This window comes from uncultured Shewanella sp., from assembly GCF_947501225.1.
Taxonomy (GTDB): domain Bacteria; phylum Pseudomonadota; class Gammaproteobacteria; order Enterobacterales; family Shewanellaceae; genus Shewanella.
Genome location: NZ_CANMUW010000003.1, coordinates 1 through 14,857, shown reverse-complemented (window position 1 = coordinate 14,857; position 14,857 = coordinate 1). Strand labels below are relative to the sequence as shown.

General features: G+C 47.2%; 13 protein-coding genes. 9 read left to right on the top strand and 4 right to left on the bottom strand.

Going from position 1 to position 14,857, the window contains the following annotated elements; translation table 11 throughout:
- Positions 1 to 7: 7 nt before the first annotated feature.
- From aceE to ampD, 4 genes are all read right to left on the bottom strand, one after another.
- Positions 8 to 2,671: a pyruvate dehydrogenase (acetyl-transferring), homodimeric type gene (aceE, locus tag Q1B47_RS05640; protein WP_299789952.1), complete on the bottom strand. Its 2,664-nt coding sequence runs from the start codon at positions 2,669 to 2,671 to the stop codon at positions 8 to 10.
- Between the two features lie 85 nt (positions 2,672 to 2,756).
- A complete protein-coding gene (gene pdhR / locus Q1B47_RS05635) occupies positions 2,757 to 3,509 on the bottom strand; it encodes a pyruvate dehydrogenase complex transcriptional repressor PdhR (RefSeq protein WP_299789950.1) in 753 nt (250 codons plus the stop codon).
- 178 nt (positions 3,510 to 3,687) lie between these two features.
- Positions 3,688 to 4,539 carry a beta-lactamase regulator AmpE gene (gene ampE / locus Q1B47_RS05630; protein WP_299789947.1) on the bottom strand — a complete coding sequence of 284 codons (852 nt, stop codon included), beginning with the start codon at positions 4,537 to 4,539 and terminating at the stop codon, positions 3,688 to 3,690.
- A 139-nt stretch (positions 4,540 to 4,678) separates the two neighbouring features.
- On the bottom strand, positions 4,679 to 5,296 hold the full coding sequence (gene ampD, locus Q1B47_RS05625; protein WP_299789944.1) for a 1,6-anhydro-N-acetylmuramyl-L-alanine amidase AmpD: 618 nt from the start codon (positions 5,294 to 5,296) through the stop codon (positions 4,679 to 4,681).
- 306 nt (positions 5,297 to 5,602) lie between these two features.
- Here ampD and nadC point away from each other — a divergent pair, with 306 nt between their 5' ends.
- The 9 genes from nadC to mutT all read left to right on the top strand — a co-directional run bounded on the left by nadC (position 5,603) and on the right by mutT (position 13,840).
- On the top strand, positions 5,603 to 6,508 hold the full coding sequence (nadC, locus tag Q1B47_RS05620) for a carboxylating nicotinate-nucleotide diphosphorylase (RefSeq protein ID WP_299789941.1): 906 nt from the start codon (positions 5,603 to 5,605) through the stop codon (positions 6,506 to 6,508).
- A 724-nt stretch (positions 6,509 to 7,232) separates the two neighbouring features.
- The gene (locus Q1B47_RS05615) at positions 7,233 to 7,670 is read left to right on the top strand and encodes a prepilin-type N-terminal cleavage/methylation domain-containing protein (protein ID WP_299789938.1); all 438 of its coding nucleotides are present in this window, start codon (positions 7,233 to 7,235) and stop codon (positions 7,668 to 7,670) included.
- 87 nt (positions 7,671 to 7,757) lie between these two features.
- A complete protein-coding gene (pilB, locus tag Q1B47_RS05610) occupies positions 7,758 to 9,467 on the top strand; it encodes a type IV-A pilus assembly ATPase PilB (RefSeq protein WP_299789935.1) in 1,710 nt (569 codons plus the stop codon).
- A 73-nt stretch (positions 9,468 to 9,540) separates the two neighbouring features.
- Positions 9,541 to 10,806: a type II secretion system F family protein gene (locus Q1B47_RS05605; protein WP_299789932.1), complete on the top strand. Its 1,266-nt coding sequence runs from the start codon at positions 9,541 to 9,543 to the stop codon at positions 10,804 to 10,806.
- Between the two features lie 44 nt (positions 10,807 to 10,850).
- Complete coding sequence (locus tag Q1B47_RS05600; RefSeq protein WP_299789929.1) at positions 10,851 to 11,762, top strand: A24 family peptidase; 912 nt, start codon at positions 10,851 to 10,853, stop codon at positions 11,760 to 11,762.
- A gap of 43 nt (positions 11,763 to 11,805) precedes the next feature.
- A complete protein-coding gene (coaE, locus tag Q1B47_RS05595) occupies positions 11,806 to 12,411 on the top strand; it encodes a dephospho-CoA kinase (RefSeq protein WP_299789926.1) in 606 nt (201 codons plus the stop codon).
- Between the two features lie 8 nt (positions 12,412 to 12,419).
- On the top strand, positions 12,420 to 13,154 hold the full coding sequence (zapD, locus tag Q1B47_RS05590) for a cell division protein ZapD (protein WP_299789924.1): 735 nt from the start codon (positions 12,420 to 12,422) through the stop codon (positions 13,152 to 13,154).
- A gap of 80 nt (positions 13,155 to 13,234) precedes the next feature.
- Positions 13,235 to 13,447: a DNA gyrase inhibitor YacG gene (yacG, locus tag Q1B47_RS05585; protein WP_299789921.1), complete on the top strand. Its 213-nt coding sequence runs from the start codon at positions 13,235 to 13,237 to the stop codon at positions 13,445 to 13,447.
- Positions 13,448 to 13,450: 3 nt separating this feature from the next.
- Positions 13,451 to 13,840 carry an 8-oxo-dGTP diphosphatase MutT gene (mutT, locus tag Q1B47_RS05580; protein WP_299789919.1) on the top strand — a complete coding sequence of 130 codons (390 nt, stop codon included), beginning with the start codon at positions 13,451 to 13,453 and terminating at the stop codon, positions 13,838 to 13,840.
- Positions 13,841 to 14,857 lie beyond the last annotated feature (1,017 nt).

The window sequence follows — 14,857 nt, the reverse complement described above, 5'->3', positions numbered from 1 at the left end:
TTCCCTCTTACGCGTACTGCGGGTTGATCTTGTCGACATCGATACCATACTCGCTAATGGCCTTGGTTAGCACATCGACGGGTAGTTCATTACGATCAACAAGTGACTTAAGTGATGCAATCACAATAAATTTCGCATCAACCTCAAAGTGATGACGTAAGTTGTCACGGCTGTCAGAGCGACCGAAACCATCGGTACCTAATACCTTGTAATCTGTAGGTATATAAGCACGAAGTTGCTCACCATATATCTTCATATAGTCGGTAGCGACAATAGCCGGAGACTCGCTGGAGATGACTTGGCTGATGTAAGCCTCTTTTGGAGTTTCCGTTGGGTGCAGCATGTTGTAACGTTCTGCCGCCTGTCCATCACGAGTCAGCTCGTTGAAGCTGGTCACACTGAATACATCAGATGAGATACCAAAGTCTTTAGCCAATGCCTGAGCAGCCTTGCGTACCTGCTCAAGGATGGTGCCACAACCCATCAACTGAACCTTACCCTTGCCGGAGCCTTCGACACTCTCAAGCTTGTATATACCTTTAACGATACCCTCTTCGGCACCCTCTGGCATCGCCGGCTGAACATAGTTTTCGTTCATTGTCGTCAGGTAATAGAAAACATCTTCCTGTTCGCCATACATACGACGAATACCATCTTGAACGATAACGGCAATCTCATAGCCATAAGTCGGGTCATAGGTAATACAGCTTGGGATGGTGTTAGCCAGTACATGACTGTGACCATCCTGATGCTGCAGGCCTTCACCGTTTAGCGTGGTGCGTCCTGCTGTACCGCCCACCATGAAACCACGTGCCCGCATATCGCCTGCAGCCCATGCCATATCACCGATACGCTGGAAACCAAACATTGAGTAGTAGATGTAGAACGGGATCATTGGTGTGTCGTTAACTGAATAACTGGTCGCTGCCGACACCCAGGATGACATAGCACCTAACTCGTTAATCCCTTCCTGCAATACCTGACCAGATTTATCTTCACGATAATAGGCAACCTGATCAGAATCTTGTGGAACATATTTCTGCCCTTCGTGAGCATAGATACCCACCTGACGGAACAGCCCTTCCATACCGAAAGTACGCGCCTCATCAGGAATGATAGGCACTATGTTTTTACCTATCTTCTTATCTTTAAGCAGTGCCGTGAGTATGCGAACAAATGCCATGGTACTTGAAATTTCACGGCCATTAGAGCCCTTTAGCACAGCATCAAATGTCTTGAGCGGTGGAACTTCAAGCTCTTGTGAACTGTTTTCACGACGGGCAGGCATGGCGCCATGTAGTGCCTCGCGACGCTCTTTAAGGTATTTAACCTCTTCAGAGTCTGCACCCGGGTGGTAGAAAGGAATATCTTCTAACTCTTCATCAGAGATAGGGATATTGAAACGATCGCGGAAGTACCTCAGCGAATCGACCCCCATCTTCTTCACGTTGTGAGCGATGTTCTTCCCTTCACCGGCATCACCCATACCATAACCTTTCACGGTTTTTGCCAGGATAACCGTCGGGCGACCTTTCGTATTCTTAGCATGCTGAAGTGCAGCAAATATCTTAACTGGATCGTGTCCACCACGGTTCAGACGCCAGATGTCATCATCAGACATGTTAGCAACCATCTCGGCAGTTTCAGGATACTTACCGAAGAAGTGCTCACGGGTATAGGCGCCACCTTTAGCCTTACAGTTCTGATACTCACCATCGACGGTCTCTTCCATCAACTGAAGTAATTTACCGCTTGTGTCACGAGCCAATAATGGATCCCAGTAACGACCCCAGATAACTTTAACCGCTTCCCAACCTGCACCGCGGAACTCGCCTTCAAGCTCTTGAATTATCTTGCCATTACCACGTACAGGACCGTCAAGACGCTGTAGGTTACAGTTCACGATGAAGACCAGATTATCCAGCTCTTCACGTGCCGCAAGGCCGATGGCACCCAGAGTTTCCGGCTCATCACACTCACCGTCACCTAAGAAACAATATACCGTTTGCTCAGAGCAATCTTTCAAGCCACGATCGGTAAGATACTTGAGGAAACGAGCCTGATAGATAGCCTGAATCGGGCCAAGACCCATGGATACCGTAGGGAACTGCCAGTAGTCAGGCATCAACTTAGGGTGCGGATATGAAGGCAGGCCTTTACCATCGACCTCCTGACGGAAGTTGTTCATCTGCTCTTCTGTCAAGCGTCCCTCAAGGAAGGAACGCGAGTAGATCCCCGGAGCGATATGCCCCTGGAAATAAACCAGGTCGCCACCATCTTTTTCGTTTGGCGCACGGAAGAAGTGGTTAAAGCAGACATCGTAAATAGTGGCGCTGGACGCGAAACTTGAGATATGACCACCCAACTCAAGATCTTTCTTGGAACCGCGAAGAACCATGGCCAGCGCATTCCAGCGAACGATGGCACGGATTCTGCGTTCCATCTCCTGGTTACCCGGCATATGAGGCTCTTGTCCGGCCGGAATAGTATTGAGATAAGCTGTTGTTGCCTTATAAGGCAGATGCGTACCATTACGGCGTGCTTTGTCGATTAACTTTTCCAGAAGGTAATGTGCGCGCTCAGGACCCTCTTGCTCGAGTACAGCCTGCAGTGAATCGACCCACTCTTGGGTCTCCAGTGGATCTAAGTCTTGTAGCATATGTTCAGACATTTCGCAGTCCTTCCCCATACGTAGTAATAATAGTCATCATGAAAATGTTCAATTACAGAATATTTTCTGGTGTAAAGCCCCGGCTTTACACACCGCTCTTTAAACGGCGCAGGCTACGCTGCAACCGGCTATCTTCTTCCCTAACAGACAGCATGACTTCCTCAATGTAACTCAAGTGTTCATTAGAGGCTTCTCTTGCTGCTTCGGGATCTCGGCGAACGATGGCGGCAAGCAGAGCCAGCCTGTGATCGTTTGCCATTTTAGAGGCTTCCTCTCTTCGATTCAGAAGCTCCAGGTTCTGTGCCACGTTTTTATGCAGCACAGGGGATAAACTTAGGACAAGATGTAGCATGGCCACGTTATGAGAGGCCTCTGCTACGGCGCGATAGAAACGTACAATAGCTTCCGCTTGCTGCTCAATTTCAGTTGCCGCCTCAACCGCCATGATCGTGCGCTTGATATTTTGCATATCGGCGTCGGTACCACGTAGCGCAGCAAAATATGCCATCATCCCTTCAGTCGCATGACGAAACTCCAGTAGATCGTACTGACTCTCAGAGTCGCTATGCATCAGTTCGACAATGGGATCAGCCAGGCTCTGCCATAGCTGCTCCTTGACATAGGTACCACCACCTTGGCGACGCAAGAGCAGCCCTTTAGCTTCGAGCTTTTGAATGGCTTCACGCAGTGAGGGACGGGAGACTTCGAACTGCTGTGCAAGTTCGCGTTCAGGGGGAAGTTTCTGACCCGGTTGGAGACTCCCTTCCAGAATCATCTGTTCCAACTGCCCCATGATGACATCAGAAATTTTTGGCTGGTTTATTTTGCTATAAGCCATATGGCCCTCAGCTCCTATTGTAAATTGGTCTTACCAATTTAGTCGACTGAGCGCACTTTATCAAATCACATTTTGAATGTCCAGCTTGTGATCTACATCATGTATGCTCCCGAACTGTGAGCATAACGAAAAAACCGACCTAAGGGGTCAGACCATTATCAATACCGACATACTTTCTCTATGCCACGACACCGAATATCGTCAACAGAGACAAAGTCGTAAGCAGGAGTATAAAGTTACGCTTGCTCAATTGTAGCAGTGCCAGTGTAGCCTGCACACAAATCGGCTTTGCCAGAGGTTCGGGAGCCGGCTCTGCCGCCAAGGCAACCTGAGTGACAATCTCTCTGGCACTGTACTTCAGGCTAAAGCCGAACTCCATCCAACTGGAAAAGGCTTGAGAAAATTGCCCACTCAGTACGTAACCAAACGAAAAGATACGACTCGGTAACCAGTCGAGCAGCGTCAGCACCTGACTAACCAGGGGATGTTGCAGAGATTGTTGAAGGTTCTCATCTGAAAAGTAACGAACCGTGCAGTAAAATACGGCTCCGGCTGGGCCGAAGAAGATAAGATAGAGCGCAACGGCACCATAGAAACGATAATTAAGCCAGGCAACACTCTGTCCGACCTTAGCCCCGAGATCTCCCTCTGAAACCGCCTCTATAGGCTTGTTGCAATCCAGTTCATCGGCAAAGTGATAGCATGCCTGAGAATCCCCCCGACACGCGGCTTGCATGTAACGTTTAAATGTCTGCCTCTGCTTCAGATGGCTGAAGCAGAGAATCGAGATCCCAACCCAAAGCAGCAGGCTAAGTAAGCCCCAAAACACACCGGAAACGGCCCATGTAGCAACCTGTACGGCTACAGCCGGTAATACAAGAGCCAAAGCCATCATAGTCTCGGACTTAAGCTGTTTCTTGCCAAAAAGGTTATCTGAGTACACTCTCAGAAAAGACTCAAGCTGCCAACTATTAGGTAACAGTTTTAATCGCTCAACGATGATAGCCACTAACAAAGAAAACAATGCCATTTGAGTATCCTTTCATAAGGTGGGGTCAGCTTAAAAGCTCTTCAATTAACGCTCACAACTTCGACACTAGTTCACTATATACCAAGCTCAATTTATCCACTATCTCTTTGCAGTGGTCTGCCTGAAAATGTGCGATTATTTAGCCTAAATCTTTTTTAAATCTTTTCCAATCAAAGCTTTCACCCGGATCTGTTTTACGGCCTGGTGCGATATCACAATGGCCAACGACCCTGTCAACATTTAGCATAGGATATGCCTCAAACAAGGCAAGAGTAAGCGCTTTTAATTCCCGGTATTGGAGTTCGGTATAAGCCTGACTGTCGGTCCCCTCCAGCTCAATGCCGATAGCAAAGTCATTACAGCCATCCCGCTCTTCGAAGCTGGAGATACCCGCATGCCAGGCACGCCGATCACATGAAACATATTGTACCAGCTCACCATCGCGCCGGATCAGGAAATGAGCAGAGACCTCAAGCCCCTTAAGATCCGAGAAATCAGGCTCCGCATCGGTATTCAGACACCCCATAAACAGCTGCTCAATATAGGGCAGCCCGAAACAACCGGCAGGTAAGCTGATATTATGGATAACCAGCAGGCTGACCTCGTTGTGGGGGCGAAGGTTAAAGTGTGGAGAATCACAGCGCCGCGCACCGCTTACCCAACCGTTAATACAGCGCTTTTCAGCCTTCTGAGCACCGGCCTGGCTCTCTTGTAATAACTCAGTGTGAATGAGCGGTGCATTTGTGCGTGAAGACATAACAGAGATATCTCAGATATTAAATTAATGATTACATGAACTAAATACACTCTATCAGTTCACTCTTACAGTGAAAAGCCGACCATAAACCAAGTAGAGCCGGAGGGCGTTTAGCGGCAGAGAAGTGACATTTCCTGACTAGCAAGGTATATAAAACATCCACCCTAACCCGTTACAAACTATAGCTTTCGTCCAGCCTAATTCTCTACTTTCGAAATTAAGTTTGATAGTATAATTATATCAAACAGCTAAATTTCTACATAAATACACCCAGTGAATCAGCTGTAGTCGATTAAGGACACCAATATGTTGGAAAATGACATTAGACTATCTGTCAAAAGCGCCCTCGAAGAGGATCTAGGTTATCATGATAATGCAGCAGGCTCCGGGCAAGATAAGGCATGCGCTGACATTACGGCCCAGCTGATTCCCGCCGATAGATATGCACAAGCAACATTGATTACCCGTGAAGAGGGCGTGTTCTGTGGTAAAGCCTGGGCCGAACAGGTATTCAACCAGTTAGGTGGAGAGGTCGCGCTCCACTGGCATGTTGACGATGGAGATCTCGTCGTAGCCAACCAGTTATTGTGTGAACTATCAGGCCCCGCCAGAGCCATACTCACAGGCGAGCGCACCGCAATGAACTTCATTCAGACACTTTCCGGCGTTGCGACCCACACTAAACATTACATAGACAAGATTGCAGGAACAAACACTAAGCTGCTCGATACCCGCAAGACGATTCCCGGTCTTCGTACCGCGCAGAAGTATGCTGTCACCTGCGGTGGGGGGAAAAACCATCGTATAGGCCTGTTTGACGCTTTTCTTATTAAAGAGAATCACATCATGGCCTGCGGCAGTATCCCCAAAGCGATCTCAGCGGCCAGAGAGCTTGCTCCGGGTAAACCGGTAGAGGTCGAAGTTGAAAATATCAAGGAGCTTCAACAGGCACTGGAGGCCAGATCTGACATCGTCATGCTGGATAACTTCGACGTCACCATGATGCTTGAGGCGGTAGAGCTGAATAACCGCTTTTATGCTCAGCTAGGTGATACTCATGCGGGCAATAAGACTAAACTCGAGGTCTCGGGTGATGTCACTCTGCAGACCATAGCAAGCTATGCCAAAACCGGAGTCGATTACATCTCAGTCGGGGCCTTGACCAAGCACGTCAGGGCTCTGGATCTGTCACTTCGACTTAAAAACGATTAGCTATCCATAATAATCACTTCATATAAATTAGCTGGTGCTTCGAATAACCATTATCCGAAGCACCATCCCTGACACTTCTATAGCGTACACCCTCTCCCCCAAAACATCTGCGCAACATCTGAACAAAACAAAAAACTACAGGCGATAAAATCGACAGAATTTTCGAATCTAAAAACGCCTAAAAATTGACACAAGCCACCAAAGCGCCAGTTTTCGATACAGGGCCAAAAAAATGTTAGAACTTTTTTAACATAAAAAAACATTCATTAGACGAATTCATCGTCAAATTAGTACTTTGTTGTAATTTGCAGTTCCAATTCCCTTAACTTTGTACTAACTTTGGACTTAGGCGAGATGGCCATTTCGGCCAACCTCACCAGTAGGTAGACGATCAACCTTTCGAAGCTAATAAATTCTTAGCAAAGAGTAGGAGGAGATCACAGGGTGCGGTTTGCCGAAACAACAATGGACAGATACACACTTTTAACATTTAGCATAATGGCAGAAACAGGCATATTTTAGATTAGCTTTAGCTATTGTTACATTAAGCAACATAAGCTACATAAGTTACAAATTTAGTTACCCCTTCATCGTTGCCATAACTAGACAGCAACGAAGAGATTTAGTAACAAGATTTAATTACGGACAGATTAGCTAGCGCAGGAGCAACACGGCTAAGTAACATGGACTAAACTAAAGTAAGCGGTGCCACTGGAGATAGAAAATGAAAGGTCTTAACTTAAATAAAAGTATGAATAAAGCTAAGGGTTTCACCCTTATTGAATTAATGATCGTTGTTGCAATCATCGGTATTCTCGCCGCAATTGCACTGCCTGCTTATCAGGATTACACGAAAAAAGCGAAATTTGCTGAAGTTGTAACAGCTGTTGGTGCAGCAAGAAGTGCCGTTACTATCTGTTTCCAGGAGGAAGGAGCTCTGACTAACTGTATAGGTGGCTACCGTGGAATACCTGCAGATGTATCAGGCGGAACTGGTGTTTTAGCCAGTCTAACAACTACTGCGGCAGATATTAAAGCTGTAGGCTCTACAACAGAAGTAGATGGCGTAACAATGACTCTCACTCCAACAGCAAATGCTACAACGGGTGTTCTCACTTGGGCCACTACTGGTACTTGCGTAGCTAAAGGCTGGTGTAAGTAAATATTTAAATTAAAAAAACCCAGAGGCGTTTTACGCTTCTGGGTTTTACTGTTAGAGTGATTAGTTTAAACCATAGGTTTCATCTATATGCCTACAACGGGTCTACATCTAGGTTTATCTACCCTCTTCATTCGTAAGCAGCTGCTCAGCGAAGAGCAGATCGCATCGGCAATCACTAAGTCCCGTCAATCCAAGCAGTCTCTCGTCTCCACCATAGTCAGCGAGCAGATGATCTCCGCCCGCGAGATAGCCGAGCTCTGTTACGAGGAGTATGGTACGCCGCTGCTGGATCTCGATGAGTTCGATGTTGCCAGCATCCCTGAGAGCTTTCTCAATAAGAAGCTGATCGAGAAGCACAAGTGTCTGCCACTCTTTAAGCGTGGTAACCGCCTCTATATCGGCACCTCAGATCCAACAAATATCGCAGCGCTTGAGGACTTTCAGTTCAGCGCAGGCCTGCACGCCGAAGCCATACTGGTGGAAGACGATAAGCTGACCAGGGCGCTGGAGAAGGTGCTGGAGGAGGATATCTCAGCGCTGGATATCGGCAGCATAGATGAGGAATCATTAGCTGGCATTGAGGTCGAAGACACCAGCAAGCGAGAGGAAGAGCAGAACGGTGACGGCAACGATGACGCACCGATCGTCATCTATATCAATAAGATTCTGACCGATGCGATACGTAAAGGCGCATCGGATCTCCACTTTGAGCCCTATGAAAAGCGCTACCGGATACGTTTTCGTATCGATGGTATCTTGCACGAAGTATCAGAACCGCCGGTAAACCTCTCCGGCCGTATCTCGGCGCGCCTCAAGGTGATGTCAAAGCTGGATATCGCCGAACGCCGCGTCCCTCAGGACGGTCGTATCAAGATGAAGCTCTCCCGCACCAAGTCAATCGATTTTCGTGTCAGCACCCTCCCCACCATCTGGGGCGAGAAGATAGTGATGCGTATCCTCGACTCCTCATCGGCACAACTGGGCATCGAGAAGCTAGGTTACGAAGATGACCAACGAGAGCTTTACGAGGAGATGTTGGCAAAACCACAGGGGATGATTCTGGTCACCGGCCCCACGGGTTCCGGTAAGACTGTATCTCTCTATACCGGACTCAACATCCTCAACACCGAAGAGCGCAATATCTCCACCGCCGAGGATCCGGTAGAAATCAACCTGGAGGGGGTTAACCAGGTCCATATCAACCTCAAGGCCGGCCTCACCTTTGCGTCGGCCCTGCGCTCCTTCCTTCGCCAGGACCCCGATGTGGTCATGGTAGGTGAGATCCGAGACCTTGAAACGGCAGAGATCGCCATCAAGGCGGCGCAAACGGGCCACCTGGTACTCTCGACTCTGCACACTAACTCGGCAGCTGAAACCCTCACACGTCTCATCAACATGGGGGTACCCGGCTACAACATTGCCAGCTCGGTCAACCTGATCATCGCTCAGCGTCTCGCGCGTCGCCTCTGCAGCGAATGTAAACAGCCCGAAGAGGTGCCTGAACACGAACTGAAAAAACTGGGGTTCAATCCTGCAGATATCGAGGCCGGCATCACTGTCTATAAACCAACTGGGTGTGAACTCTGCTCCGGCGGCTACAAGGGCCGTGTGGGCATCTATGAGGTGATGAAGATGTCAGATGAGATTGCCCGTACTATCATGGAGGGAGGAAACTCTTTACAGATAGCCAATCAGGCAAAGGAACAAGGGATGCGTGATCTGAGAGACTCAGGCTTACTTAAGGTGGTCCAGGGCGTGACCAGCATCGCAGAGATCAACCGGGTCACCAGTTTCTAATTGCTATATAGGCTGTTTAATCACCTATAGTTACTGTATTCAAAGCAAAAAATTAAGATAAAGGAAAACGGCTATGGCAACGGCAACAGCGAATAAAAGCAAGAAATCCAAGAAGACCAATGCCAAGCCACAGCCCAAGGTCTTCACCTTCGAGTGGAAAGGCGTTAACCGCGACGGCAAGAAGACCTCCGGCGAGCTGAGAGGGCAAACAATTGCAGAAATAAAAAGTCAGCTGAAGTCTCAGGGAATCAACCCTAAGCTAGTCAAGAAAAAGGCCCAGTCTTTATTCAAGAGTGATAAGAAAATAACTGCCATGGATATCGCCATGGTCACCCGACAGATAGCCACTATGTTGATGGCGGGTGTCCCCATAGTGACCACCCTGGAGATGCTTGGGCGCGGCCATGAAAAACCTAAAATGAGGGAATTGCTCGGGGTAATAGTCGCCGACGTTCAGGCGGGTATCCCGCTTTCTGACTCCATCCGCCCCCACAGGCAATACTTCGACGACCTCTATGTAGATCTTGTCGCGGCGGGTGAGCACTCCGGCTCACTGGATGCGGTATTCGATCGTATCGCCCTCTATAAGGAGAAAGCCGAGGCCCTTAAATCGAAAATAAAGAAGGCGATGTTCTATCCCACTGCGGTTGTTATTGTTGCGGTACTGGTTACAGCACTACTACTGCTATTTGTAGTCCCTCAATTTGAAGATATCTTCAACGGTTTCGGCGCAGAGCTTCCCGCTTTCACTCAGCTGATTATTACTATCTCTCGCTGGCTGCAGGCCTCCTGGTATATCTTTGTTATCGCCATCATCGTCGCCGTATGGAGCTTTAAACGAGCCCATCTCAACTCACAAATTTTTCGCGACCGAGTCGATGAATTTGTGTTAAAAATCCCAGCCATAGGTGACATTCTCCATAAAGGTGCCATGGCAAGATTCGCCAGAACCTTAGCCACGACATTTGCCGCGGGTGTCCCTCTGATCGATGGTCTTGAGTCCGCCGCCGGGGCATCGGGCAACGCCGTCTACCGCAAAGCGCTGACTAAGGTAAGAACTGAGGTGATGGCGGGGATGCAGATGAATGTGGCCATGCGCACCACAGGTCTTTTCCCTGATATGCTTATCCAGATGGTGATGATCGGTGAGGAGTCAGGCTCGCTGGATAATATGCTCAACAAAGTCGCCAACATCTATGAGATGCAGGTCGACGATGCCGTCGATGGCCTATCAAGCCTTATCGAGCCCATAATGATGGTGGTTATCGGCACCGTGGTCGGTGGTTTGATTGTCGGCATGTACCTGCCTATTTTCGAAATGGGTAACGTGGTAGGCTAACGAACTCTTTCTATACTCATATTTAGCATTTAAGAATAAAAATAATGGCAGAATTTATCTCACTACTGAGCCTGAACCTTTGGCTCTTCAGCATCATCAGTTTTATATTTGCCGCTGTCATAGGGAGCTTTTTAAACGTTGTGATACACCGTTTTCCAGTGATGCTAAAGCGGGAGTGGCAACAGGAATGTAATCAGTATCTTAACGAGTACCATCAAGAGCTGATAGCCCCTATCTCGAAGCAACTTAACGAGCCAATAGATGACTACCCCGAAAAATACAATTTAATCGTTCCGGCCTCCGCCTGCCCCAAGTGTAAAACCAACATCAAACCCTGGCATAATCTACCTATAGTCGGCTGGCTGATGCTCAAAGGGAAGTGCGCCACATGTGGTACGAGTATTTCGGCAAGATACCCGGTTATTGAGCTTCTTACCGGTCTTGCTGTTGCCCTGCTTGCCTATCATTATGGCCCAAGTTGGGAGTTTATATTCGCGACAGGCCTGACTTTTGTTTTGATTGCCTTAACTGGGATAGATCTCGATGAGATGTTACTGCCGGATCAGTTGACCCTGCCACTGCTCTGGATAGGTTTACTGCTCAACCTCAATAGTACTTTCACCAGCCCTACCGATGCTGTGATAGGGGCTGCCGCCGGTTATCTGAGCCTATGGAGCGTCTTCTGGGCCTTCAAACTACTAACCGGCAAGGAGGGGATGGGCTATGGCGATTTTAAACTGTTAGCCGTTTTCGGTGCCTGGTTTGGCTGGCAGATGTTACCTCTGATCATCCTGCTCTCCTCCCTGGTGGGTGCACTCGTTGGAGTGTTCATGATTGTGACTAAAAAAATTGACCAAACCAATCCCATTCCGTTTGGGCCCTATATTGCAGCTGCCGGCTGGATAGCGATGATCTGGGGCAGCGATATCACCAGTTGGTATCTATCTACACTATAGCCTCCTTCCTGAAATTAAAAGTGTAGAACATAGGATAGATATAATGTCTAAGTTTATTGTTGGCCTGACAGGTGGAATCGGCAGCGGTAAAACAACCGTCGCGAATATTTTTGCAGAGCTGGGAATACAACTTGTCGATGCAGATATCATTGCGCGAGAGGTGGTGGAGGTTGGCTCCGAGGGATTAAACAAAATCACGGCTCACTTTGGCAAAAGTATTTTAAACAAAGATCAAAGTTTAAACAGGTCGAAACTGCGTGAGATCATCTTTAGCCAGCCCGACAAAAGAGAGTGGTTGAACAACTTAATGCACCCAATGATCAGAAGTGAGATCCACAAACGTCTCAATTCCGCAACTTCACCCTACGCAATTTTAGTCGCTCCCTTGCTATTTGAGAACGGTTTAGATAGGTTAGTAAACTTAACTCTTTTGGTTGATATTTCGCCTGAACAACAGCTAGATAGAACAATCACCAGAGATCAGGTTTCTTCTGAACAGATAAAAAACATAATAGATAGCCAAGTCCCCAGGGCAGAAAGGCTATCGAAAGCTGATGATGTTATAGACAATCATGGAAAGATATCGGCACTGAAAGGGAAGGTAATTAGCTTACATAATAATTATTTAAAATTAGCCAATAATGCTTGAATAACGCCATGACTGAACTAATTTATGAACAGCCTTTGAACGAGAAAACAAGAAGCTATTTGCGACTGGAATATCTCGATCAGCAACTCCAGACAAATTTAGCTCATGATCATCAGCATAGATGTTTCTACCCGCTTTTTTCACTCTGTGAGTTAACCGAGCGCTGTGATTATCGTGGTGAAGTACTAAAAGATATAGATAAACAGCTACAGCAACTCTCCTCCTGGCAAGACCTCCCCCATATAGATAAAGCACAAATAGGCAGTTACATATCCCAGCTAACTCAGGCGCGGGAAGCCCTTGGCTCTTGTGAAAGACCCGGTAGTCAACTTAAACTTAATCGATTTTTAGCAGCAATAAGGCAAAGATTTAATATGCCAGGGGCCTGCTGTAACTTTGATCTTCCTCAGCTCCACTATTGGCTTGCCAAGCCCTGGGAAACTCGCCAGCAGGAATACTCACAGTGGATCGCCCACTTCAGCGCTTTACTTACCCCGATAAAATTACTGCTTGAATTAACAAGAGATACTACTGAATATACCGATGCCGTCGCTACGGCGGGCTTTTATCAGGGTAACAGTAACCTTGCTTTATCTCTGATAAGGGTGAAGATTGACTCACAGCAAGGCTGCTATCCTACAATCAGCGGTCATAAAAACCGCTATGCTATCCATTTCGTACAATTTGACCAGCAAAAGCATTCTGATAAAAGTATCGAATTCCAATTAGCCACCTGTTCTTAAAGTCAGTATTATTGTCATATCTACTGGAATTAAAAAGAGTCGACATAGCGAGTCGCTGATTCGGTTCAAGAGAAGTAAAGATGACAACAATAGTAAAATGTCCAACCTGTCAAAAAGAGGTCATTTGGAACAGCGAATCCAAATTTAAACCATTCTGTTGCGAAAGATGCAAGCTTATTGATCTGGGAGATTGGGCCGCAGAAAAACACGCCATCCCTGTAAAGCCAGAGCTCGATCCGGAGACACTCGATGATTTAGGCTACGATGAAGCTGACTTCTTTAAGGATCAATGATCAATGAAACGGATACATGTCGCCGTAGGCGTTATCCTTAACGATAGTAATCAAGTTTTATTAGCAAAACGACCTTCTCACTTACACCAAGGTGGAAAGTGGGAGTTTCCCGGTGGCAAGGTTGAAACTGGTGAAACAACTTCACAGGCTTTAAGAAGAGAACTGAAAGAGGAAGTGAACCTGACAGTTTTCGATACAAGCCCCTTAATGGCAATCTCACATGACTATCCAGATAAAGAAGTACTCTTAGATATCCATACTGTAAAAAGCTTTGCAGGTGATGCTGAGGGCCTGGAAGGACAAGAAGTATTGTGGGCAGAGTTAAATACCCTGCAACAATATGAGTTTCCTGCCGCCAACACACCGATTATCGATAGACTTCTATCTCTATGACTCCATTAAGAGCCTAATGTTAAACTGACTTAGGCTCTTCCACCTACTAACTGATCTTAACCAACATTTTTTAAACTAACCTCACTCTGTTTCAGCTATAGCACGATATAAAACACGCTTCCGCAGTAACAGCATATGAGTGATATAGTTTCCTAACCTGTCAGAGTACTTCAACAAGCTGTACAACAAAATCATACCCAAGGCCAAGTTCATGTTCTGCTTAGCTTGTGACCTGCAACGGAGACACCTGTCATGATCGGCTTAGAATATTGGTGGAAGATATAGTCCCTGACCGCCATGGCCTTTCTTCAGCATCAGATCCATAGGTATGTGATAAATGTCATTATGATGTGGGGAACATCATTGACCATGCCATCAAGGCATTTGTTAATCCTAAACATCAGATGGCGGAAATGCCCCTCTCCTGTGTAGGAGCGCGCTTTAGCCGCGATGCTTATATTACAAATGAGCCATTCCCGACTAAAGCCGGTCCTACAGAAGCGAACAATGCCTTCCCCCAATGTATGACGATAATGTGTTGTCCTCTGTAGGAGCGTGCTTCACCCGCGAAGCTTGTATCCCCCGCGGCAACTAAGAATTAGGACGTGTGTATATCCTGAATATCATAGGTAGTTAATAACAATAACGCAGAATGGAATGGATATACGAGGTAGGTCAAAGCAGTGGGCCATAGCCGTGAAGCAATTATCGGTCATACAGCTTTAGTTGTTTAATAGATAAAAGCGAAGGCGCCTGTCATGGTCAGCTACGCTAAAGCTTCGCGCTCATAAGCACATCGCTACCGCGATATTCGCCCTACTATCAAATGGATATGTGGCATGCTTCGCATGCGCTATTTACTTTCCCCATGTTCGAGTGGTCATCTTTCCAGGCTAAAAACGAAAAAAGCCCGTTGCGTTAGCAACGGGCTTTATCGTTTATTAGGCGCCTGGAAATGACCTACTCTCACATGGGGAGACCCCACACTACCATCGGCGCTATTGCGTTTCACTTCTG

Excerpts from the sequence above, each read along its gene's own strand:
- aceE (WP_299789952.1), bottom strand. The coding sequence starts at position 2,671 with ATGTCTGAACATATGCTACAAGACTTAGATCCACTGGAGACCCAAGAG.
- pdhR (WP_299789950.1), bottom strand. The coding sequence starts at position 3,509 with ATGGCTTATAGCAAAATAAACCAGCCAAAAATTTCTGATGTCATCATG.
- ampE (WP_299789947.1), bottom strand. The coding sequence starts at position 4,539 with ATGGCATTGTTTTCTTTGTTAGTGGCTATCATCGTTGAGCGATTAAAA.
- ampD (WP_299789944.1), bottom strand. The coding sequence starts at position 5,296 with ATGTCTTCACGCACAAATGCACCGCTCATTCACACTGAGTTATTACAA.
- nadC (WP_299789941.1), top strand. The coding sequence starts at position 5,603 with ATGTTGGAAAATGACATTAGACTATCTGTCAAAAGCGCCCTCGAAGAG.
- Q1B47_RS05615 (WP_299789938.1), top strand. The coding sequence starts at position 7,233 with ATGAAAGGTCTTAACTTAAATAAAAGTATGAATAAAGCTAAGGGTTTC.
- pilB (WP_299789935.1), top strand. The coding sequence starts at position 7,758 with ATGCCTACAACGGGTCTACATCTAGGTTTATCTACCCTCTTCATTCGT.
- Q1B47_RS05605 (WP_299789932.1), top strand. The coding sequence starts at position 9,541 with ATGGCAACGGCAACAGCGAATAAAAGCAAGAAATCCAAGAAGACCAAT.
- Q1B47_RS05600 (WP_299789929.1), top strand. The coding sequence starts at position 10,851 with ATGGCAGAATTTATCTCACTACTGAGCCTGAACCTTTGGCTCTTCAGC.
- coaE (WP_299789926.1), top strand. The coding sequence starts at position 11,806 with ATGTCTAAGTTTATTGTTGGCCTGACAGGTGGAATCGGCAGCGGTAAA.
- zapD (WP_299789924.1), top strand. The coding sequence starts at position 12,420 with ATGACTGAACTAATTTATGAACAGCCTTTGAACGAGAAAACAAGAAGC.
- yacG (WP_299789921.1), top strand. The coding sequence starts at position 13,235 with ATGACAACAATAGTAAAATGTCCAACCTGTCAAAAAGAGGTCATTTGG.
- mutT (WP_299789919.1), top strand. The coding sequence starts at position 13,451 with ATGAAACGGATACATGTCGCCGTAGGCGTTATCCTTAACGATAGTAAT.